Here is a 20,638-nt window from a genome sequence, read left to right on the forward strand (position 1 = left end):
CGGAAGCCCCGTAGGAGACCGCGGCTCCCGCCGACTCAAAAGTCGTCGGTCACCGGCTCGTGACGGCCTCCACCGGGCGGGCCTTCAGCGTCAGCCTGCCGGGCAACGCCGTGGCGATCAGGGCGAGCACGGCTGCGGCGCCCACCACCGTCGCGTACACCAGCGGCACCACGGTGGGCGCCGCACCGCCCGTCATGCCGATACTGAAGGCGGTCAGTACGGCGAGCGCGATACCGGTGCCGAGGGCTGTGGCGACGGCCAGGACCGAAAGCGTCTCGATACGCAGCATCCGCAGCACCTGGCGGCGGGTCGCCCCGGCCAGTCTCAGGAGCGCGAACTCCTTGAGCCGCTCGGAGACCGACATGGCGAGCGTGTTGACGACGGCGATGGCAGTGAAGGCCAGGACGAGTCCCATGGCCAGCAGGTTGACCTCGGCGTTCTCCTGCTGACGGTCCGCCTGGAGCCGGTCGGCGGTCTCGGGGGCGACGACGGCGACACCCGGGAACCTCCCCAGAGCGGCCGTCAGTTCGCTACGGCTCGCATCCCCTGCGACCAGAACGGTCGCGGCGAGGGGATTGTCCATGTGCCGGGCGAGCAGGTCGTGCGGCAGCGTCAGGTCGCCGAAGCCCAGCCCGCGGCGGTAGACGGCCGCGACCCTGAGGGTGGCGGGGGTGCCGTCGCCCAGGTGCAGCTTCAGTTCGCTGCCGGGGCGCAGACCCAGTTGATCGGCGGCCAGTTCACTGATGGCTGCGGAGCGGGAGTCCGCGCTGAACGCGGTGATCGAACCGCTCGTCACGCCGAGGTCCCAGGTGCGGGCGAGACCCGCCGCGGTGACTCCCTGGGCCTGGTACTTGGCGAGGCCGACCCGGACGGTGGTGCGGACCACCTCCGTGACGGCGGTGACTCCACGCGTCCCGCGCACGGCCTCGGCGGCTTCCGACGGCACTCCGGGGCCCTGCGCGCCCAGCACCCAAGTGGCGCGGGTGCCCTCACGGGCCTGGGCCAGGGCGGCGTCGCCGAGGGTCGGCTGGACGAAGAGAACCGTGCAGGTCATGCCGATGAGCAGGGTGAGGGGGGTGACGACGGAGGCCATCCGGGTGGAGTTCCCGCGCACGTTCGCCGTGGCCAGGATGCCGACGTGTCCGGCCACCCGGTTCACGCCCGACAGGAGGAACGCCGCCGCCCGGACCAGGAGCGGGCCGAGCAGCGACACCGCCGTGGCCAGCACCACCACGGCCAGGAAGGTGACCGGGGTCGAGGCGGCTTCGGTGTGCAGGATGCTCAGCACCGCGACGAGCACCCCGCCGCCGACGAGCAGGACCAGACCCGCGGCGATCCGGCCCCGGGCCGGGCGGCGGCGCTCGACCGCGGACTCGGCCATGGCCTCGGCGGGGCGGAGGCGGGCGATACGACGGCCGGAGATACGGGCGGCGGCCCAGGCGCCGAGGAGGGTGACGGCGAGCGCGGCACAGGCGGGAAGGATTCCGGCTGTCCGCTCCAGCGTCGCCGGGACCACGCCCATGTCGATGAATCGACTGTGCAGCCAGGCGGCCAGCGGCAGTCCGGCAAGGGCCCCCATCACTCCGGCGACGGCACCCACCAGCAGCGCCTCCCGGCCGAGCAGGCGGCGGATCTGCCGCGACGTGGCGGCGATCGTACGCAGCAGCGCGAGTTCACGGTGGCGTTGCTGGATGGAGAGCGCGAAGGTCCCGACGACCACGAGTACCGCGACCAACAGCGAGGTTCCACCCATGGCACCGCCCATCGAGACCAGTTTGACCCTCGCGCCTGCGGCATCCAGGAACTCGACCGGACCGCGTTCGTCCCCCGTCGAGACCTGGGCGCCGGTGCCCTTGAGTGCCTGCTCGACCCGCTGCTTCAGCCGGCCGGTGTCCGTACCGGCTGCGGGCAGCACGCCCACGGCGGAGACCTGGCCCGGGCGGGCGGCGAGGCGTTCGGCCTCCGCCCCGGAGAAGAACAGTGAGGTCTGCTGCCGCAGTTCGCCGGTTCCGCGCGGGGCAGCGATGCCGCTGACGCGGTACGTGCGAGGAGCCTGCGTGGACTGCACGGTGAGCCGGTCCCCGGTGGTCAGGCCGGTCCGTTCGGCGAGGCCCCGGTCGATCACCACGTCGCCGGACGAGGCGGGTGCGCGGCCGGCGGTGAGTGCGAACGGGGTGAGCGGGGCGGACTCCCAGGAGTGCCCGTACGAGGGCGTGTCGCCGCTTCCCGCACGCGCAGGCAGGGAGGACGTGGCGCCCCTGCCGCTCCCCGCACGCGCAGGCCGGACCGACAACGGCTCGGCGAGGAAGGTAAGTTCGGGAACGACCGCTCGTACACCCTCCAGGGTGCGGAGCCGGTCGACGGTGGTGGCGGGCAGCCAGGCACGCTCGGCGACGGGCTTGGCCTTGTGCTTGATCTTCGTCTTCCCGTTGCCCTTGTGCTTGACGGTGGTCCGGTGGACGTTCTGGTCGGCGGAGACGACGACCGGGGTCCCGGCGTAGCGCTCGGTGGCGATCCGTCCGCGCAGGCCGGTCTCCAGAAGAGTGCCGCAGGCGGTGACGAGGGCGGCGGCGCACATGAGGGCCAACAGGGCGCCGAGGAATCCTTCTTTGCGGTCGCGGACCGTTCGCAGGGCATAGCGCAGCATCATGACGCGTCCGTCTCTCTTCCGTTGTCGTCCGTGCGGGCGCCACGGAGGTCTTGGGGGTCGCAGGGGTGATGAGGGTCATGGGCGTCTTCGCCCGGCCCCGGGAAGGCCAGCAGCCGGGTGTGGACCGTGCGGGCGCCCGGCGGCGTCTCCGCTTCCGGGCGCTTGTAGCGGTTCATGAGGGCGATGTACTCCTCGAAGAACTGCTGGAGCTCGGGGAGGGTGAGTCGCAGCGAGCCACGTGAGTACGCGTGCGCGTCGGCCCACTCGTCGGCCCCCGCGCCGTCTCCGGCAGCCCCGCCGCCCCCGACTGCCCCGCTCTGGCGCTGGAGCCGCTCGAACAGTGCGAGGTCCGCGGCGTACGCGTGACGGTTCAGCTCGTCCATGACGAGCCGCATCCCGGGTGTCCGGCGGGACGGAGGCGGGAAGCGGCGGTCACCGGGCACGGCCCGCCACCATCGCGCCCGGCCCCCGCCCGGCGCCTGCGGCACGGTGTCGGCGACGAAGCCGTACCGGGCCAGCTCGCGCAGGTGGTAGCTGGTGGCCCCGGTGTTCAGGCCCAGGGCGCGGGCGAGGATCGCCGATGTCGCGGGGCCGTACAGGGTGAGGTGCTGAAGGATCTGCTGGCGTCGCGGTTGGGCGAGGGCCTTGAGGGCGGCCAGCTCGGTGATCTCGGTACCGCCGGGCTTCTCTGGCATGCGTCACACACTGCTCTGTGCACAGATGTCTGTGCACTGGAGCGTTCCGGCGTCTTCGCAGGGGGGTTTTCCCCCGTGCCGGGCTTCCTCCTTGCCGGGCTTCCTCCTTGCCGGGCTTCCTCCTTGCCGGGCTTCCTCCTTGCCGGGCTTCCTCCTTGCCGGGCTTCCTTGTGCCGGGCTTCCTCCTTGCCGGGCTTCCTTGTGCCGGACTCCTCCGTTCAAGGCCTCCCCCGTCCCACCGTGCCCAGGCGCACCCCGACTGGGCCATGCCGGCCGCTCGCCATCCCCGAAATGCGTGGCGACACACCCGTATGGCCTCGCTCCGGTGGAGCGAACCGCGGACCGGACGGACATTCGCCTCAATGGCGAGGTCCGCCACGGCATCGCCATCACGCCGTCACGGCATCGCTTCACCACCGCTACGACGGGGAGCCCGCACCCATGCCGACCACCGCCACCGCCCTCACGCCCGACGAACTCGACGCCCAGGCCGCTCGCCTCCATGACACGGAGGCCTGGCAGCAGATCGTCAGGGGCTGGGACCTCACCGTCCCCGAACCTCCGGGACCCGTCTCACCCGCTACCGAGCAGAACCGTCCCGCGCCGTCGGGCGACTGGCGCGATCTGCTGTCCGTACCGGTGGACCAGCTCATCGCCGATACGGTGCGCGCACTGCCCTCGTCCCTGCCGCGCGAGCGACCCCTCCCCGGGCGCCTCGGTGCGGTGCTGCCCGACCGGCTCCACGCCTGGCGGCGCATCGGACAGCCGGAGGTGCGGCCCTCCGTCCATCTCGCCCATGCCCGTCAGATCCTGACCGAATGGGGCTGGCAGAACACCCCGTACCGGCTCCGCAACGCCCGGGGCGCCCGATGCGTCTGCGGCGCCATGCTCACGGCGCACCGGCTGGGCTACGGGTCGGCGCACACCGTCGACCGGGCCGGCGCCTGGCTCATCTCCGAGCTCCGCACCCAGGGGTGGACCGGCCTGATCGGGCCCTGGAACCGCTACCCGGGGCGCACCGCCGCGGACGCCCTCGCCCTGATCGACGCCACCATCAGCCGCGCGGCCCGCGCCGGGCAGTAACAGCACTGGAGACGATGGCCCACAGGATCAACGGGTTCCTGGTGCTGCTCTTGCCGTTGGCGCCGATGCCACCGCCGCGGACAGCTCTGTTGCCGTTGGCGCCGCCGATGCCGATGCCGATGCCGATGCCGTTGACGCCGCCGTTGCCGTTGCCGTTGCCGTTGCCGTTGACGCCGCCGATGCCGTTGCCGTTGCCGTTCAGAAGGGTTCGTCCAGCCCTTCCGTGTCCTCGCCCTCTTCCTCCAGGGCCCGGCGCACCACGCGCAGGGCCATGCCCTCCCCGTACCCCTTGCGGGCGAGCATGCCCGCAAGGCGGCGAAGCCGCTTGTCGCGCTCCAGGCCCCGGGTCGACCGGAGCTTGCGCGCAACGAGCTCCCGCGCCGTCTCCTCCTCCTGCTCGGAGTCGAGCTGTCCGACGGCCTCGTCGATCACGGCGGAGTCCACACCCTTGGTCCGCAGCTCACGGACGAGCGCGCGGCGGGCCAGGCCGCGTCCGTGGTGCCGGGATTCCACCCAGGCGCCGGCGAACGCGGCATCATCGATCAGCCCGACGTCCTCGAAGCGCGACAGCACCTCTTCGGCCGCCTCGTCCGGGATCTCCCGCTTGCGCAGGGCGTCCGCGAGTTGCTTGCGCGTGCGCGGGGTCCCGGTGAGCAGGCGCAGGCAGATATTGCGCGCCTGCTCGACCGGGTCCAGCGGTTCCCCCTTCTCGGCCCTCGACGAGGAGGGGGAACCGCCGTCCCTGGAACGGGAGCGGGAACGGCGCCCCGCCCCCTCGCCGAATCCGGCGCCCGAGCCCGCGTTTCTCCCACGGCCGGCTCTGACGGCCGGCCCGTGGGAGACATCGGACTCGTGGTCGGATCCGTCGGTTTGCCCGGCGTCGAATTCTTGCCCGGCGGCGAATTCGGGACCGGGGCCCGCGCCGGAATCGGCGGCGCTGCCCGGCCACTCCGTACGACGCGTCACGGTCTAGCTCTTGGCCGCCGCTGTCTTGGCCGGCTTGGTCTTGCCGGCCGGCGCGGGCACCGACTTCGCCGCACCGTCGGCCGGAGCCGCCGCAGCGCCTGCCGCGTCCGCGCCGGGTTCGGCGGCGGGCTCGGTCTCGGGCCGGACTCCGACGCCCAGCTTCTCGAGGATCTTCTTCTCGATCTCGTCGGCGAGGTCGGGGTTGTCCTTGAGGAAGTTGCGGGCGTTCTCCTTGCCCTGGCCGAGCTGGTCACCCTCGTACGTGTACCAGGCGCCGGCCTTGCGGACGAAGCCGTGTTCCACGCCCATGTCGATCAGGCCGCCCTCACGGCTGATGCCCTGGCCGTAGAGGATGTCGAACTCGGCCTGCTTGAACGGCGGCGCGACCTTGTTCTTGACGACCTTGACGCGGGTGCGGTTACCGACCGCGTCGGTACCGTCCTTGAGCGTCTCGATACGCCGGATGTCCAGACGCACCGAGGCGTAGAACTTCAGCGCCCGGCCACCGGTCGTGGTCTCCGGCGAGCCGAACATCACACCGATCTTCTCGCGGAGCTGGTTGATGAAGATCGCTGTGGTCTTGGACTGGTTGAGCGCGCTGGTGATCTTCCGCAGCGCCTGGCTCATCAGACGGGCCTGCAGACCCACGTGCGAGTCACCCATCTCGCCCTCGATCTCCGCGCGCGGCACGAGCGCCGCGACGGAGTCGATGACGATCAGGTCGAGCGCACCCGAGCGGACCAGCATGTCCACGATCTCGAGGGCCTGCTCACCGTTGTCCGGCTGGGACAGGATGAGGTTGTCGATGTCGACGCCGAGCTTCTTGGCGTACTCCGGGTCGAGCGCGTGCTCCGCGTCGATGAAGGCCACCTGGCCGCCGAGCTTCTGCGCGTTCGCCACGGCGTGCAGCGTCAGCGTCGTCTTACCGGAGGACTCCGGCCCGTACACCTCCACCACGCGGCCGCGCGGCAGACCGCCGACGCCGAGCGCCACGTCCAGCGCGGTGGACCCGGTGGGAATCACCTCGATGGGCTCGTTCGGCCGCTCACCGAGGCGCATCACCGCGCCCTTGCCGAATTGCCGTTCAATCTGTGCGAGTGCGGCGTCCAGCGCCTTCTCGCGGTCGGTTCCTGCCATGGGTTCCACCCGATTTGCTTGAGTCGATCGCTTCACGTCAAAGACGCTAACCCCTGCCACTGACAATGGGCCTCGACGTCCTCCCGGCCTGTGGACAACTCCACGGTCGAGCCCGGGAAAACCCGGCCGGAACCCCATGAGAATGGATGTTCGATTTTGGTGTCAAGCGCACCACGCCGCACCGGCTCGCCCCCAGGATAGCGCCCCGAAGTCGGGCATTAAGGGGTGAGGATCATCTATGCGGCGTCACGCACGAACTGGGATATACAGGGAAACGCGGGCCGAAGAAACGTCGTGCCTCAGGAGCGCGGCTGCGGATCCTGAGGCTCGTCGCCCTCCCCCCGGCCACCTTGGCCGTCCTGGCCGCCGTCGGCCTCGGGGGCGTGCCAGATCCGGCGCAGCCGCACGGCCACCGGTTCACCGCGCCGCCACTGATGACGTCCGTGCACCCGGGGGTCGTCCGTGACGTCGTACCGCTTCACGTAGGCCCCCAGGAAAGCCTGCAGCGTGGCGACGGCCGGGATGGCGATCAGCGCACCGACCGCGCCCATCAGGGCCGTGCCGGCGATGACCGAGCCGAAGGCGACCGCCGGATGGATGTCCACGGTCTTCGAGGTCAGCTTGGGCTGCAGCACGTAGTTCTCGAACTGCTGGTACACCACGACGAATCCGAGGACCCACAGCGCGTACCAGGGGTCGACGGTGAACGCGATCAGCATCGGCAGGGCGCCCGCCAGATACGTACCGATCGTGGGGATGAACTGAGAGACGAGCCCCACCCACACCGCGAGCACCGGTGCGTACGGCACTCCCAGGGCCAGCAGCAGGATGTAGTGCGCGACTCCGGAGATGAGCGCCATCAACCCGCGCGAGTAGAGGTACCCGCCCGTCTTGTCGACCGCGATCTCCCAGGCCCGCAGCACCTCGGCCTGGCGGGACGGGGGGAGGACGGAGCACAGCGCGCGGCGCAGCCGGGGTCCGTCGGCCGCGAAGTAGAACGAGAACAGGAAGATCGTCAGCAGCCGGAACAGCCCGCCGAGGACCGTGGTGGACACGTCGAGGACACCGCTCGCACTGTTCTGGACGTACTTCTGCAACCAGTCGGAGTGCAGCAGGCTGTCCTGCACCTCGACACGGGAGAGCTCGGTGCGGAAGGTCTGGTTGACCCAGTTGATCACCGAGTCGAGGTACTTCGGGAAGTCCTCCACCATGTCGACGATCTGGCCCGCGAGCATCGAGCTGAGCAGCACGACGAAGCCGGCACCGGCGATCAGCACGCCGAGGAAGACCAGGAAGGTGGCGAAGCCCCGTCGTACGCCGCGGGCCGACATCCGGCTCACCGCGGGTTCGATCGCGAGCGCCAGGAAGAAGGCGATCAGCACATTGATCAACAGACCGATGAGCTGGTCGAAGGCCCAGCTGCCGAGCCGGAAGCAGGCGTAGAGCGCCAGTGCCAGCACCATGGCACGCGGCAGCCAGCCGGGCATGCGGGCGCGCCCGGCGCCGGACTGCGGGGGCGGTGGCGCGGCCGGCGGGACGGGCGGGTCGAGGGGCGGCTGGGTCTGAGCGGTCTCGTCTGTCGGTGCCACGGAGCAAGTCTCGCCTACTGCACGGACACGCGGTCGCGCACCCCGGCTCCGTCCCGGCCGCCGTACCGCCGCGAATCGCGGTTCAGCGCTTGTCCGCGGGGACGTCCACGGCTGTGCACACCCCACGCCAGACGTCCTTGGCCTCCCACCCCGCGTCCAGTGCCTGCCACACGGTGCGCCCGCCGAGCTCGGCCATCACATGGTCGCGCGCGAAGGAATCGGCGTACCCCGCGCCGAAGTGGTCCGCCATCCGTTCCCAGAAAATCGTCAACCGCATGCCACCAGTATCCCGCTCCTGAGAGTGCAGCCTGGCCGCCCGGCCTTGCCGAGAGCGCTTGCCGTCCTACGGTCGGTGCATGGCTGGAACCGAAACAAGTCCCCTCAACCGTGCCGAGCAGTTCATCTGGCTCACGGCCCGCGTCCTGGAACAGCGGCGGTTCGCCCATCACTTCCTGAAAGGAAGTGCGGACGCCGTGGAAACAGCTCTCGCCGCCTTCCTCAACGAGGACGGCGGATACGGTCACGCGCTCGAACCCGATCTGCGAGGCCCTGTGAGTCAGCCGCTCCACACGGCGCACGCGCTGAGCGTCCTCGACTCCATCGATCGCTGCGGCGGGCTCCGAGTGGAGCGGATCTGCCGATTCCTGACCGCCGTGTCCACCAAGGAGGGCGCCTTACCTGCTCTGCTCCCCTCGCAACGCGGCTACCCGGCCGCGCCGTTCATCCCGGTCGTCGACGACCCACCGGCCGAACTGCTGGTCACCGGGCCCGTCGTCGGGCTGCTCCACCGCAATTCGGTGTGGCACGCCTGGCTGTTCCGGGCAACGGACTTCTGCTGGGCGGCCGTCGATGCCCTGGAGGTGTCGCATCCCTACGAGATCGAGGCCGCGGTCGCCTTCCTCGACGGCGCGCCGGACCGGCCGCGGGCCGAGGCCGCGGCCGACCGGCTCGGACGTCTGGTGCGCGACCAGCGGCTTGTCGCGCTGGACCCGGAGCGGCGCGCGGAGTACCCCGTGGCGCCCGGCTACGCGCCGGGTGAGCAGCACTTTCCGTACGACTACGCCCGCGCGCCCGAGTCGCTCGCCCGGCGCTGGTTCACCGACGCGGAGATGGATCGCGCGCTGGACCACCTGGCGGCCGGGCAGCAGGCGGACGGCGGCTGGCCCGTGACCTGGCGACAGTGGGCCCCGGGAACCGCTCTGGAGGGGCGCCCCCTGGTCACGCTCAGAGCCCTGCAGACGCTCCGGGCGTACGGGCGCGGTCTGGACTGACCACCCGGCACCGGGGCCCGGGCGGCGGCCCGCCGCCCGGGGCTCTCACACGCTGCCGTGGCCGTCCTCCGCCTGCCCGGTGTCGCGCAGGAGCAGAGCCGCGATGGCCAGCGCGGTACCGCGCGGGGAGCCCAGGTCGAGCCCGGTCAGCTCCGCGAGCCGGGCGAGCCGGTTGTCGACGGTGTTGGGGTGCAGCCCGAGGAGTACGGCGGTGAGGCGCCGGTCCTGCTGCTGCGCCAGGTACGTCCGCAGGGTCCGCAGGAGTTCGGGGCGGGCGGCGACCGGGCCCAGCAGGGCGGCGATGCGCCGGCCGCTGGGGCCGGGACGCGACAGATGGAATTCGAGGAGTACGTCGTCGAGGCCGTGCACTCCCGGCGGCAGGCCGCACACCCGCGCGATCCGCAGGATCTCCGCCGCCGTGCGGGATGCCTCGGGCACCGCGGCGGGCGACGCCGCCCGCGCCGCGGCGATCCGCACGCCGACCCCGCAGGCGCGGGACAGCCGCCGGGCGAGATCGTCCGGCGGCTCGCAGTCCCGCGGGACGACGGCCCGGCCGGCCCCCGCGTCGAACAGGAAGAGCAGTTCCGTACCGAAGGTCTGGTCGAGGACCGTCTGGATCCGCCGCATACGGCGCCGCACCGTCACCGGGCCGGAGGCGTCCGGCCGCCCGTCGCGCGGCTCGTCCGGCCCGTCCGCCGGTTCCAGGGCGACGGCGAGCACCAGCACCGGCCCGTCCAGCCCGAGCTCCTCCAGCAGCGCCGGGCCCGGTTCCAGCGTCCCTTCCAGGAAGCCGCGCACCAGGGAGCGGCGGCGCTCCCGCTGCTCGGCCTCCAGCGCGGACCGCTCGTCCATATAGGTCTCGGCCACAGCGCCGAGGAGCGAGTGGTGCGACTGGAGCAGCAGGTCGACGAGTTCGATGAGGGCCCCTTCCTCGCCGGGCTCCGCCGCCTCGCGGAGCGCCTGCCACAGGACGTACACGCCGAGGGCGTGGGTACGCAGCAGGAGGTGCAGGGGCATACCCTCCTCGGCGCGCTGCGCGGCCCGCTCGCGAAACAGCCGCAGCCCGCCGGAGCCGGGATGCGGATCACTGACCCGTCGCAGGAAGAGACGCACTCCGTGCCGGGCGGTGGCCGCGATCTCCAGGTCCTTCACGTCGCCGGGGAGCTCCGCGTACCCCGGAAGCTGCTCGAAGGACTCCCTGGCCATGTGCCGGGCCAGCCCGTTGACCCGGGGCTCGCAGCGCAGAGCGAGGGCTCTCGCCTCGTCGGACAGGGGCACGGCGGTTCTCCCGACATTCCGGTGGTGCTTGTGACGCATCACAGTACTCAGCGCACGGCGGTGTGATGAGGGCTGGTGTCGGAGCTCAGCGAGGAGCCCGAGACTCGGGGTTCCGGCGATCCGCCGCACAGGACCGAAGGAGCCTCAGCTATGACCGAGCACAAGCCGACGGACTATCTCAGCTATGCCGACCGGGTATGGCGGGGCGAGGACACCCTGCTGGCCCATCTGTCGGGGGCGTACTCCGGTACGGAGCTGGTGACCGTGCGCGAGCGGGTCGGCTTCCTGCCCGCCTTCGCCAATGTGGCGGTCTTCGACACCGGCGACGGCCTGGTCCTGGTGGACTCCGGCGACATCCGTACGGCCACGCCGCTGCACACGGCGGTCCAGGCGTTCAGCGCGCAGCCCGTCAACACGGTCGTCTACACGCACGGTCATGTCGACCACGTCTTCGGGGTGGCGCCCTTCGACGCGCAGGCGGACAGCGAGGGCCGGGAGCGGCCCGAGGTCATCGCGCACGAAGCCGTCGCCGCCCGTTTCGACCGCTACATCAGCACCGCGGGGTACAACACCTGGATCAATCGCAGGCAGTTCGGTGTGCCGACGCTGAACTGGCCGTCCACCTACCGCTACCCCGACACCACCTACCGGGAGCGGATGACCGTGCGGCGCGGTGATCTGACCTTCGAGCTGGTGCATGCCAAGGGCGAGACCGACGACAGCACCTATGTGTGGGTCCCCGAGCTCAGGACGCTGTGCACCGGCGACCTGTTCATCTGGAACACCCCGAACGCGGGCAACCCCCAGAAGGTGCAGCGGTATCCGGAGGACTGGGCGCGGGCGCTGCGCGCCATGCAGGAGCTGGGTGCCGAACTGCTGCTCCCGGGGCACGGCGTGCCGATCGTGGGCAGGGACCGGGTCCACCAGGCGCTCGACGACACCGCGCGTCTTCTGGAGACGCTGTGCGAGCAGACCAGGGCCCTGATGAACGCGGGCCACCGCCTCGACGCGGTGGTGCACGGGGTACGGGTGCCGCAGGAGCTGCTGGCGAAGCCCTATCTGCATCCGGCCTACGACGAGCCGGAGTTCGTCGTACGGAATCTGTGGCGGCTGTGGGGCGGCTGGTACGACCAGAACCCGGCGCACCTCAAGCCGGCTCCGGACGCGGCGGTCGCGGCCGAGTTCGCCGCTGCGGCGGGCGGGGCGTCCGCGCTGGCGGCGCGCGCGGCCGAACTGCTGGAGAAGGGCGAGCTGCGGCTGGCCTCGCATCTGGCGGAGACCGCCGCGCTGGCGGCCCCGGCCGAGGGGGACGTGGCGCGGATACGGGCCCGGGTCTACACGCAGAGGGCGGCGGCCGAGACGTCGACGATGGCCCGAGGCGTGTTCAGCTGGGCGGCCGCCGAGTCGGCGGCGGTGGCCGAGGGCACCGACCTGGAGACGGAACTGACGCGCTCGCCCGAGGGCCGCAGGCGCGCGGCCGGGATGATCAGCGTCGGCGTCGCGGACGACGACGCGTGCGGCTGCGGCGGGGTGCCCGGGGAGGCCGGATGAGCGCCGGAGCAGGGGAAGCGACCGCGCCGGCCGCGGGAACGGAGGGGGCGCGGCGCCTGCGGCGGAGCGCCTGGGGCACCACCTGGCTGCTGCTCACCTTCATGCTGGTGAACTTCGCCGACAAGACCGTGATGGGGCTGGCAGCCGATCCGATCCGCGCGGAGCTGGGACTGACCCGTGGTGAGTTCGGTACGGCGCAGGCGGCGTTCTTCGCCCTGTTCAGCCTGGCCGCGCTCGGGGTGTCCTTCCTGACCCGCCGCGTCCGGACGACCGTGCTGCTGCTCGGCATGGCGCTGCTGTGGTCGGCGGCGCAGCTGCCGATGCTGCTGGGCGCCGCGGGCTTCGGAACGCTGCTGGCGACCCGGGTGCTGCTCGGGGCGGCGGAGGGTCCGGCGGCGCCGGTTGCGGTGCACCATCTGCACGGCTGGTTCGGGCAGCGGGAGCGGACGCTGCCGACCGCGGTGCTGATGGTCGGCGCGGCGGGCGGCGTGGCCGTGTCCGCCCCGCTCCTCACTGTGGTGATCGACGTCTGGGGGTGGCGCTGGGCCTTCGGTTCGGTGGGACTCGTCGGTCTGGTCTGGGCGATGTGCTGGTACGCCCGGGGCGAGGAGGGGCCTCTTGCCCCGCCGCTCGTCCGGCGGTCCTCGGATGCCGGTACTTCGGGCGCCGACGCAATCGCTCCGTCCGTTCCCTACCGGCGGCTGCTGCTCTCCGGCACCTGGCTGACGGCCGCCTTCGGGGCGTTTGCCGCCTACTGGCTGCTCTCGGCGGGGCTGACCTGGGCGCCGGACTATCTGCACGAGGTGTCCGGCCTGAGCCTGAAGCAATCGGGTGCCGTGGTCACGGCGACCGCGGTGGGCAACGCGGTGGTGCTGCTGGCCCATGGTCTGCTCGCCCGGCGTGCCTCGTCGAAGGAAACGGTGCCCCGGCTGCCGGCGGGGCTCGGCGGAGGGCTGGTGATGTGTGTGGCCGCCGTGTCGATCGCCGCGTTCGCGGAGGTGGACGTGGTCGGCGTGAAGATCGCGCTGATGGTCGGCCCGATGGCACTGACGAACGTGATCCTCACGGTGTCGCAGACGGCCGTCGCGCGGATCACCCCGGCCGGACAGCGCGGGGTGGCCCTGGGTGCCCTGGCGTTCGTCTATGCCCTGGCAGGCGTCCTGTCCCCGCTGGTCACGGGCCGGATGGTGGATGCGGCCGCATCGGTGCCCGCGGGTTACCACTCCGCGTACCTGCTGATGGCGGGTCTGGTCGCGGTCGCCGGTGTGCTCGCCGTCTGCTTCCTGCGGCCGGAGAAGGACGCGCTGCGGCTGGAGGTTCCCGAGGCGCCGGCGGTAGGCCTGTTGCCCGCGCACTGAGAGGCATACGTCCACAGGCCACAGGCCACAGTCCACAGGGAAGGGGCCGCAGAGGGCCACGGGTAAGGGGCTCGGTCCATGGACCGAGCCCCTTACCCGTCCCGCGCCGCCGCAGGCGCGGTCAGCCGAGTGCGCGTACTCCGGCGGTGACGGCCACGGCCACCCCCACGACAACGAGGAAGGGCGCCCGCAGCACGAGGGCGAGGGCAGCGGCGGCGAGCCCGGCTCCCCTGGCGTCGAGCACCAGGTGCTGGCCGGTGCCGAAGGCCTGCTGCGCGGTCAGGGCAGCCAGCAGGGCCACCGGAAGCAGCGCGGCCAGACGCTGCACGACGGGGCGCTCCAGGGCGTCTGCCGGCACCAGAAGGCCCAGGAGCTTGGCGAGGTAACAGCCGACGGCGGTCAGTGCGATGGCGATCCAGACGTTCATCGGCCGTCCTCCTGCGTGATGGTGCGCGACGACCCGGTCCTCGCGGACGCCATCTCCGTTTCCTGCCCCTGCCCGGCCACCCCGGCCGGTTCATCCGGGGTTCCGTCCTTGCCACGCCCCGTCAGCCCGTCCCTGCCGCGCCCCCTCAGGAAGAGGACGGCCGGCGCCGCGAGAGCGGCCAGCAGTACGGGCACCCCTCCGGGCAGAACGGGCAGCAGGCCGAGCGCCAGCACGACGGCGAGTGCGGCGGTGACCCGCTCCGTCGTGCTCTTCAGCATCGGCGCGAGCAGGGCGAGGAAAACGGCAGGGCTCGCCGCGTCCAGCCCCCAGGCGGCGGTGTCGCCGAGCGCCTTCGCGCCGAGCGCGCCGACCAGCGTGGTGAGGTTCCACAGCACGTAGAGCGTGAGTCCGGTGACGGTGAAACCGATCCGGGCGGCCCGCCGGGTGGGCTGGGGCAGCGTCACGGCAGTCGTCTCGTCGATGACCCACTGGGCCGCGAGGGGACGCAGGGCACGCGGCAGCGCGAGCAGTTGCGACAGCCGCAGGCCGTAGAAGGAATTGCGTACGCCGAGGAAGAAGGCACCGGCGGCTGCGGTGTACGGGTTGCCGCCGGCGGCAAGGGCGCCCACCAGGGCGAACTGGGAGGCGCCGGTGAAGACGAGGAGGCTCAGCACGCAGGTCTGCAGCAGGCTCAGTCCGGCCCCGGCCGAGGTGACGCCGAACGCGAAGCCGGAGAGGCCGACGGCTATGCCGACGCCGAGTGCGTCACGTACGACGGCCGCGTCCGGTTTGGCCTCGGCGGTGATCGCACTGCCGCCGGGCGGGCCGGTGACGGTCTGAGGGGGTGCTGTCTGTTCTGCCACGCCCGGGACGCTACCCGGGCACTCCGGGGCCGGTCTTGTACGTTCTTGCACGTTCCCGCTGGTAGGCGCCGGGTGGCACCCCCACGATCCGGGTGAAATGACGGTTGAGATGCGGCTGGTCGGTGAAGCCGACCGCGGCGGCAGCCGCGGCGGGAGCGGTGCCAGCGTCGAGCATCCGTCGCGCACGCCGGACGCGCGCGTCGGTGAGCCAGGTGTGCGGCGGCATCCCGTACTGCTTCTTGAAGGCCCGGAGCAGGGCGAACGGGCTCGTGCCCAGTTCGGTGGCCAGTGCCTCCAGGGTGGGCGGCTGCGACATCCTGCTCTCCAGTACGGCACGGGCCCGCGCCGCGTCCCGCGCGCCGGCCGCCCGGGGCTCCGGGGCGGGCAGGACGCTGCCGTGCCGGGTGAGCAGACGCGTGACCAGGACCCGCAACACGCTGTCCGCCGCCAGCGCGCTGCCCTCCTCCGCTGCCCGGTGGACCTCGCCGATGAGCCGCGCCGCGTAGGGATCGGCCACGCTGGTCTCCGTGAAGCCGACGGTGCCGCGCAGGTTCGTCGTGTCGGCCGCGATGGCGTTGACCGCCTGGGCGGACGGGTAGAGCGTGGCGTACACCCAGCCCTCGGGAACACCGGCCCTCGCGGTGTGCGGCACCTCTGGATTGATCATGACGACGGAGCCGGGGCCCGCGTGGACGGTGCCGTCGGGCAGCTCGACGTCCTCGACACCCTGGGTGACGGCGCCGAACACGTAGCCCTCGTGGCTGTGGCGCGGGAAGGTGTGGCGGATGTAGCGGGCGCGCAGCAGGTCGAGGTCGGGCAGCTCGGCGTACTGCCAGTGCCTCGCCCATTCCGCCGGTCCCGTCGCTCCTGCCATGCTCGAATTCTCGCAGCTCGCGGGCTGCTGCTGCCTCGGCGCGATGGCAGGCCCGGCCGTCGCGGCCTCGTCCGCGGGCGGGGCCGCGACCTGGCGGGGCCGTTTCCGGGGCCGTTGTCAGTGGCGGGGTGCACGATGGGGGACATGACCGGCTCCGCACTCGATGCGTTCTCCCCCGCGACCCGCAGCTGGTTCACGGGGGCCTTCAGCGCGCCGACAGCCGCGCAGGAAGGCGCCTGGCGGGCGATCGGCGAGGGGTCGGACGTCCTGGTCGTCGCGCCGACCGGGTCGGGAAAGACCCTGGCCGCCTTCCTCGCCGCCCTGGACCAGCTGACCGCGGTCCCGCCGCCCGCCGAGCCGAAGAAGCGCTGCCGTGTGTTGTACGTATCACCGCTCAAGGCGCTCGCCGTCGACGTGGAGCGCAATCTCCGCTCGCCGCTGACCGGCATCCGCCAGGAATCGGCGCGCCTGGGGCTGCCCGAGCCCGAGGTGCGCGTGGGCATCCGCTCCGGCGACACCCCGCCCGCCGAGCGCCGTTCGATGGCGACGAGGCCGCCGGACATCCTGATCACCACACCCGAGTCCCTCTTCCTGATGCTGACGTCCTCGGCGCGGGAGGCACTGGCCGGAATCGAGACGGTGATCCTCGACGAGGTGCACGCGGTCGCGGGCACCAAGCGGGGCGCCCATCTCGCCGTGTCGCTCGAGCGGCTCGACGAGCTGCTGCCCCGCCCGGCCAGGCGCATCGGTCTGTCGGCCACCGTTCGCCCGGTCGACGAGGTCGCGCGTTTCCTCTCACCGTTGCGGAAGGTGGAGATCGTCCAGCCGCCGTCCACCAAGCAGTTCGATCTGTCGGTGGTCGTGCCGGTCGAGGATCTGGGTGAGCTCGGCGGCTCCCCCGCCACCGACCCGGACTCCGGCCAGACGGACAAGCCGTCGATCTGGCCCCATGTGGAGGAGCGGATCGCCGATCTCGTCCAGGCCCACCGCTCCACGATCGTCTTCGCCAACTCCCGCCGTCTCGCCGAGCGGCTCTGCAACCGGCTCAACGAGATCGCGTACGAACGGGCCACGGGCGAGACGATGCCCGAGGCCCACTCCCCCGCCGAGATCATGGCGGAGTCCGGCGCGGCGAAGGGCGCGCCCCCGCTCCTCGCCCGGGCCCATCACGGATCGGTCTCCAAGGAGCAGCGCGCGCAGGTGGAGGAGGACCTCAAGGCGGGCCGGCTGCCCGCGGTGGTCGCCACCTCCAGCCTGGAGCTGGGGATCGACATGGGGGCGGTCGACCTGGTCATCCAGGTCGAGTCGCCGCCGTCGGTCGCGTCCGGACTCCAGCGGGTCGGCCGTGCCGGGCATCAGGTCGGTGCGGTCTCCACCGGGGTCGTCTTCCCGAAGTACCGGGGCGACCTGGTGCAGGCGGCCGTGGTCACCGAACGCATGCGTGAAGGATCCATCGAGGCGCTGCGGGTCCCTTCCAATCCGCTGGACGTGCTGGCCCAGCAGCTGGTCGCGATGGTCGCCCTGGACAGCTGGCAGGTGGACGACCTGCTGACGGTGACCCGCCGGGCCGCGCCCTTCGCCTCGCTCCCCGAGTCGGCGTTCACCGCCGTACTCGACATGCTCGCCGGCCGCTATCCGTCCGATGCCTTCGCCGAGCTGCGTCCCCGAGTCGTCTGGGACCGGGTCGCCGGTACGGTCACCGGCCGGCCAGGCGCCCAGCGGCTTGCCGTCACCTCCGGCGGCACCATCCCCGACCGCGGCCTGTTCGGGGTCTTCCTCGCCGGCTCCGACCCCAAGAAGGGCGGCGGCCGGGTCGGGGAGCTGGACGAGGAGATGGTGTACGAGTCCCGGGTCGGCGACGTCTTCACCCTGGGCACCACGTCGTGGCGGATCGAGGACATCACGCGCGACCGGGTCCTGGTCTCGCCCGCACCCGGTGTTCCGGGACGACTGCCGTTCTGGAAGGGCGACCAGCTGGGCCGTCCGCTGGAGCTGGGGCGTGCGCTGGGCGCCTTTCTCCGCGAGCTCGGCGGACTGTCCCCGGACGATGCCCGGCAGCGGCTGCTGGCCGCGGGTCTGGACACGTGGGCCGTGGACAACGTGCTGTCCTACATCGACGAGCAGCGCCGGGCCTGCGGCCATGTGCCGGACGACCGGACCATCCTCGTCGAGCGTTTCCGGGACGAGCTGGGCGACTGGCGCGTCGTCGTGCACTCCCCGTTCGGCGCCCAGGTGCACGCCCCGTGGGCGCTCGCCCTCAGCGCCCGCCTCGCCGAGCGGTACGGCATGGACGCCCAGGTCATGCATGCCGACGACGGCATCGTGCTGAGGCTCCCGGACGCGGACATGATGGGCTTGGACCTCCTCGACTTCGACCCGGTCCAGGATTCGTCCCAGGCGCCCGCCGCGGCACCGCTCCCTCCCGCCAACACCGCCCTCGACAGCGACCAGCCCCCGGTCGGCGCCGCCGATGTGGCCTTCGACAAGGGCGAGATCGAGCAGATCGTCACGGACCAGGTCGGCGGTTCCGCCCTGTTCGCCTCGCGGTTCCGCGAGTGCGCGGCTCGCGCACTGCTGCTGCCGCGGCGCAGTCCCGGCAAGCGCACACCGCTGTGGCAACAGCGTCAGCGGGCCGCTCAGCTCCTTCAGGTCGCCTCCGAGTTCGGCTCGTTCCCCATCGTTCTCGAAGCGGTCCGCGAGTGCCTCCAGGACGTGTTCGACGTACCCGGGCTCACCGAGGTGATGAGCGACCTGGAAGCCCGCCGGATCCGTCTGGTCGAGGTGACCACGCAGGAGCCTTCCCCGTTCGCCCGCTCGCTCCTGTTCGGGTATGTCGCGCAGTTCCTGTACGAGGGCGACTCCCCGCTCGCCGAGCGGCGGGCCGCCGCGCTCTCGCTCGACTCCCACCTCCTGGCCGAACTGCTGGGCCGCGCGGAGCTGCGCGAGCTCCTCGACGCCGAGGTCCTGACCGAACTGGAGCGGGAGCTCCAGTGGCTGGCCGAGGACCGCCGGATCAAGGACGTCGAAGGGGTCGCCGACCTGCTGCGGGTCCTCGGTCCGCTCACCGATTCGGAACTGGCCGAGCGCGGGGCCGAGCCCCCATGGGCGCGGCAGCTGGCATCGGCACGGCGCGCCATCCAGGTCCGGATCGGCGGCGGCGATCACTGGGCGGCCATCGAGGATGCGGGCCGGCTGCGCGACGCCCTGGGCACGGCACTCCCGGTCGGCGTCCCCGAGGCGTTCACCGAACCGGTGAAGGACCCGCTCGGTGACCTCCTCGCCCGCTACGCCCGTACGCACGGGCCGTTCACCTCCACCGCGGCGGCGGCCCGCTTCGGCCTCGGCACGGCCGTCACCGACGGCGCGCTGCAACGGCTCGCGGCCTCGGGCCGGATCGTCCAGGGCGAGTTCCACCCCGCCGGTATCGGCCAGGAGTGGTGCGACGCCACGGTGCTGCGGCGGCTGCGGCGCCGCTCGCTCGCCGCGCTCCGCCACGAGCTGGAGCCGGTGCCTCCCGCCGCGCTGGCGGGGTTCCTCCCCCAGTGGCAGCATCTCGGCGACAACAGCCTGCGCGGCATCGACGGACTGGCGCGCGCCGTGGAGCAGTTGCAGGGCGCCCCTGTCCCCGCCTCCGCGTTGGAGAAGCTCATCCTGCCGAGCCGGGTCAGCGGCTACTCGCCGGCGCTCCTGGACGAACTCACCACCACCGGCGAGGTCGTGTGGGCCGGTGCGGGGGCCCTGCCCGGCAAGGACGGCTGGCTGGCCCTCTACCCGGCCGACAGCGCGCCCCTGCTCCTGCCTGCCCCGCACCCGCTCGAACTCAGCGCGCTGCACGAATCCGTGCTGGCCGCGCTCAGCGGGGGGTACGGGCTCTTCTTCCGACAGATCGCCGATCAGGTCCGCGCCACCACGCATCCGGACTCCAACGATCCCCAACTCGCGGACGCCCTCTGGGATCTCGCCTGGTCGGGCCGACTCACCAACGACACCCTCGCCCCGCTGCGTGCGCTCCTGGGCTCGGGTCGCACGGCCGGATCGACCGCGCATCGCGCCAAACGCAACGTTCCGCGCGGCCGTTACGGTTCCCTGACCGCCTCGGCCCGCCCCGTCTCGCGCACCGGTCCGCCCACGGTCTCGGGCCGCTGGTCCCTGCTTCCCTCCACCGAACCCGAACCCACGCACCGGGCCCACGCCCTGGCCCGCACCCTCCTGGACCGGCACGGCGTGGTGACGCGCGGCGCGGTCCAGGCCGAGGGTGTCGAGGGCGGCTTCTCCGCCGCGTACCGCGTGCTGTCCGCCTTCGAGGACAACGGGCAGGCGCGCCGCGGCTATGTCGTGGAGGGGCTGGGGGCCGCGCAGTTCGCCATGGACGGCGCGGTCGACCGGCTCCGCGCGGCCTCCACCGCCCGCGACCGTACGGAACCGGGCGCGAACCCCCGCGCGCTGGTCCTCGCCGCGGCAGACCCCGCCAACGCCTACGGGGCGGCCCTGCCATGGCCCGAGCCACCGGCCGGGGCCGGCCACAAGCCCGGTCGGAAGGCCGGCTCCCTCGTCGTCCTGGTGGACGGTGAGCTGACGCTCTATATGGAGCGCGGCGGTAAGACACTCCTTGCCTGGCCGACCGACCCGGACGACCCCGCGCTCCGGGCAGCCGCGGCGGCCCTCGCAGCCGCAGCCCGGGCCGGAGCCCTCGGCACCGTCACGGTGGAGCGCACCAACGGCGCCTCGTCGCTGACCTCACCGCTCGGCCGCACCCTGGAGTCGGCCGGCTTCCTCGCCACCCCCAGAGGCCTGCGCCTTCGCGCCTGAGCCCGAGCCCACCCCCACCACCACAGCCACACCGGGCGCCGGGCCGGGCCCCGCACCCGCACCCGCACCCGCACCCGCACCCGCACC

At 72.3% G+C, this 20,638-nt stretch carries 15 protein-coding genes; 5 read left to right on the plus strand and 10 right to left on the minus strand.

Annotation, left to right across the window (positions count from 1 at the left end; genetic code table 11):
• Window positions 1-49: 49 nt before the first annotated feature.
• Window positions 50-2,650 (minus strand): FtsX-like permease family protein, encoded by a 2,601-nt coding sequence (locus OG959_RS07890; RefSeq protein ID WP_326657481.1) that lies wholly within the window; start codon window positions 2,648-2,650, stop codon window positions 50-52.
• Complete coding sequence (locus OG959_RS07895; protein ID WP_326657482.1) at window positions 2,647-3,345, minus strand: ArsR/SmtB family transcription factor; 699 nt, start codon at window positions 3,343-3,345, stop codon at window positions 2,647-2,649. Before OG959_RS07895 ends, OG959_RS07890 begins: the two co-directional genes overlap by 4 nt.
• A gap of 441 nt (window positions 3,346-3,786) precedes the next feature.
• On the opposite strand from OG959_RS07895, the gene OG959_RS07900 reads away from it, so the two are divergent.
• The gene (locus OG959_RS07900) at window positions 3,787-4,428 is read left to right on the plus strand and encodes a DUF6197 family protein (protein ID WP_326657483.1); all 642 of its coding nucleotides are present in this window, start codon (window positions 3,787-3,789) and stop codon (window positions 4,426-4,428) included.
• A 198-nt stretch (window positions 4,429-4,626) separates the two neighbouring features.
• Here the strand turns inward: OG959_RS07900 and recX are convergent, their stop codons facing one another.
• From recX to OG959_RS07920, 4 genes are all read right to left on the minus strand, one after another.
• Window positions 4,627-5,394 (minus strand): recombination regulator RecX, encoded by a 768-nt coding sequence (gene recX / locus OG959_RS07905; RefSeq protein WP_326657484.1) that lies wholly within the window; start codon window positions 5,392-5,394, stop codon window positions 4,627-4,629.
• Window positions 5,395-5,397: 3 nt separating this feature from the next.
• Window positions 5,398-6,531, minus strand: a complete 1,134-nt coding sequence (gene recA / locus OG959_RS07910) for a recombinase RecA (protein ID WP_326657486.1) — start codon at window positions 6,529-6,531, stop codon at window positions 5,398-5,400.
• 299 nt (window positions 6,532-6,830) lie between these two features.
• The gene (locus OG959_RS07915; protein ID WP_326666272.1) at window positions 6,831-8,018 is read right to left on the minus strand and encodes an AI-2E family transporter; all 1,188 of its coding nucleotides are present in this window, start codon (window positions 8,016-8,018) and stop codon (window positions 6,831-6,833) included.
• A 184-nt stretch (window positions 8,019-8,202) separates the two neighbouring features.
• Entirely contained in the window at window positions 8,203-8,397 is a 195-nt protein-coding gene (locus OG959_RS07920; protein WP_326657487.1) for a DUF3046 domain-containing protein, read from the minus strand.
• A gap of 79 nt (window positions 8,398-8,476) precedes the next feature.
• Here OG959_RS07920 and OG959_RS07925 point away from each other — a divergent pair, with 79 nt between their 5' ends.
• The gene (locus tag OG959_RS07925; RefSeq protein ID WP_326657488.1) at window positions 8,477-9,391 is read left to right on the plus strand and encodes a hypothetical protein; all 915 of its coding nucleotides are present in this window, start codon (window positions 8,477-8,479) and stop codon (window positions 9,389-9,391) included.
• A gap of 45 nt (window positions 9,392-9,436) precedes the next feature.
• Here OG959_RS07925 and OG959_RS07930 read toward each other — a convergent pair whose 3' ends face one another.
• Entirely contained in the window at window positions 9,437-10,669 is a 1,233-nt protein-coding gene (locus OG959_RS07930) for a PucR family transcriptional regulator (protein ID WP_326657489.1), read from the minus strand.
• 150 nt (window positions 10,670-10,819) lie between these two features.
• Between OG959_RS07930 and OG959_RS07935 the strand changes: the two genes are divergently transcribed.
• A complete protein-coding gene (locus tag OG959_RS07935) occupies window positions 10,820-12,220 on the plus strand; it encodes an alkyl sulfatase dimerization domain-containing protein (protein ID WP_326657490.1) in 1,401 nt (466 codons plus the stop codon).
• Window positions 12,217-13,578, plus strand: a complete 1,362-nt coding sequence (locus OG959_RS07940; RefSeq protein WP_326657491.1) for an MFS transporter — start codon at window positions 12,217-12,219, stop codon at window positions 13,576-13,578. The genes OG959_RS07935 and OG959_RS07940 overlap by 4 nt, the downstream gene beginning before the upstream one ends.
• Window positions 13,579-13,699: 121 nt before the next feature.
• Here the strand turns inward: OG959_RS07940 and OG959_RS07945 are convergent, their stop codons facing one another.
• From OG959_RS07945 to OG959_RS07955, 3 genes are read right to left on the minus strand one after another with little or no spacing between them, the layout of a single operon-like run.
• Window positions 13,700-14,005, minus strand: coding sequence for an AzlD domain-containing protein (locus OG959_RS07945; protein WP_326657492.1), 306 nt, complete (start codon window positions 14,003-14,005; stop codon window positions 13,700-13,702).
• Window positions 14,002-14,868, minus strand: a complete 867-nt coding sequence (locus OG959_RS07950) for an AzlC family ABC transporter permease (protein WP_326657493.1) — start codon at window positions 14,866-14,868, stop codon at window positions 14,002-14,004. The genes OG959_RS07945 and OG959_RS07950 overlap by 4 nt, the downstream gene beginning before the upstream one ends.
• 10 nt (window positions 14,869-14,878) lie before the next feature.
• Window positions 14,879-15,742, minus strand: a complete 864-nt coding sequence (locus OG959_RS07955; RefSeq protein ID WP_326657494.1) for an AraC family transcriptional regulator — start codon at window positions 15,740-15,742, stop codon at window positions 14,879-14,881.
• A gap of 144 nt (window positions 15,743-15,886) precedes the next feature.
• Here OG959_RS07955 and OG959_RS07960 point away from each other — a divergent pair, with 144 nt between their 5' ends.
• Window positions 15,887-20,551, plus strand: a complete 4,665-nt coding sequence (locus OG959_RS07960; protein WP_326657495.1) for an Lhr family helicase — start codon at window positions 15,887-15,889, stop codon at window positions 20,549-20,551.
• Window positions 20,552-20,638: the final 87 nt, after the last annotated feature.

Origin of the sequence: Streptomyces sp. NBC_00385 (genome assembly GCF_035917155.1) — a bacterium.
Taxonomy (GTDB): Bacteria; Actinomycetota; Actinomycetes; order Streptomycetales; family Streptomycetaceae; genus Streptomyces; species Streptomyces poriferorum.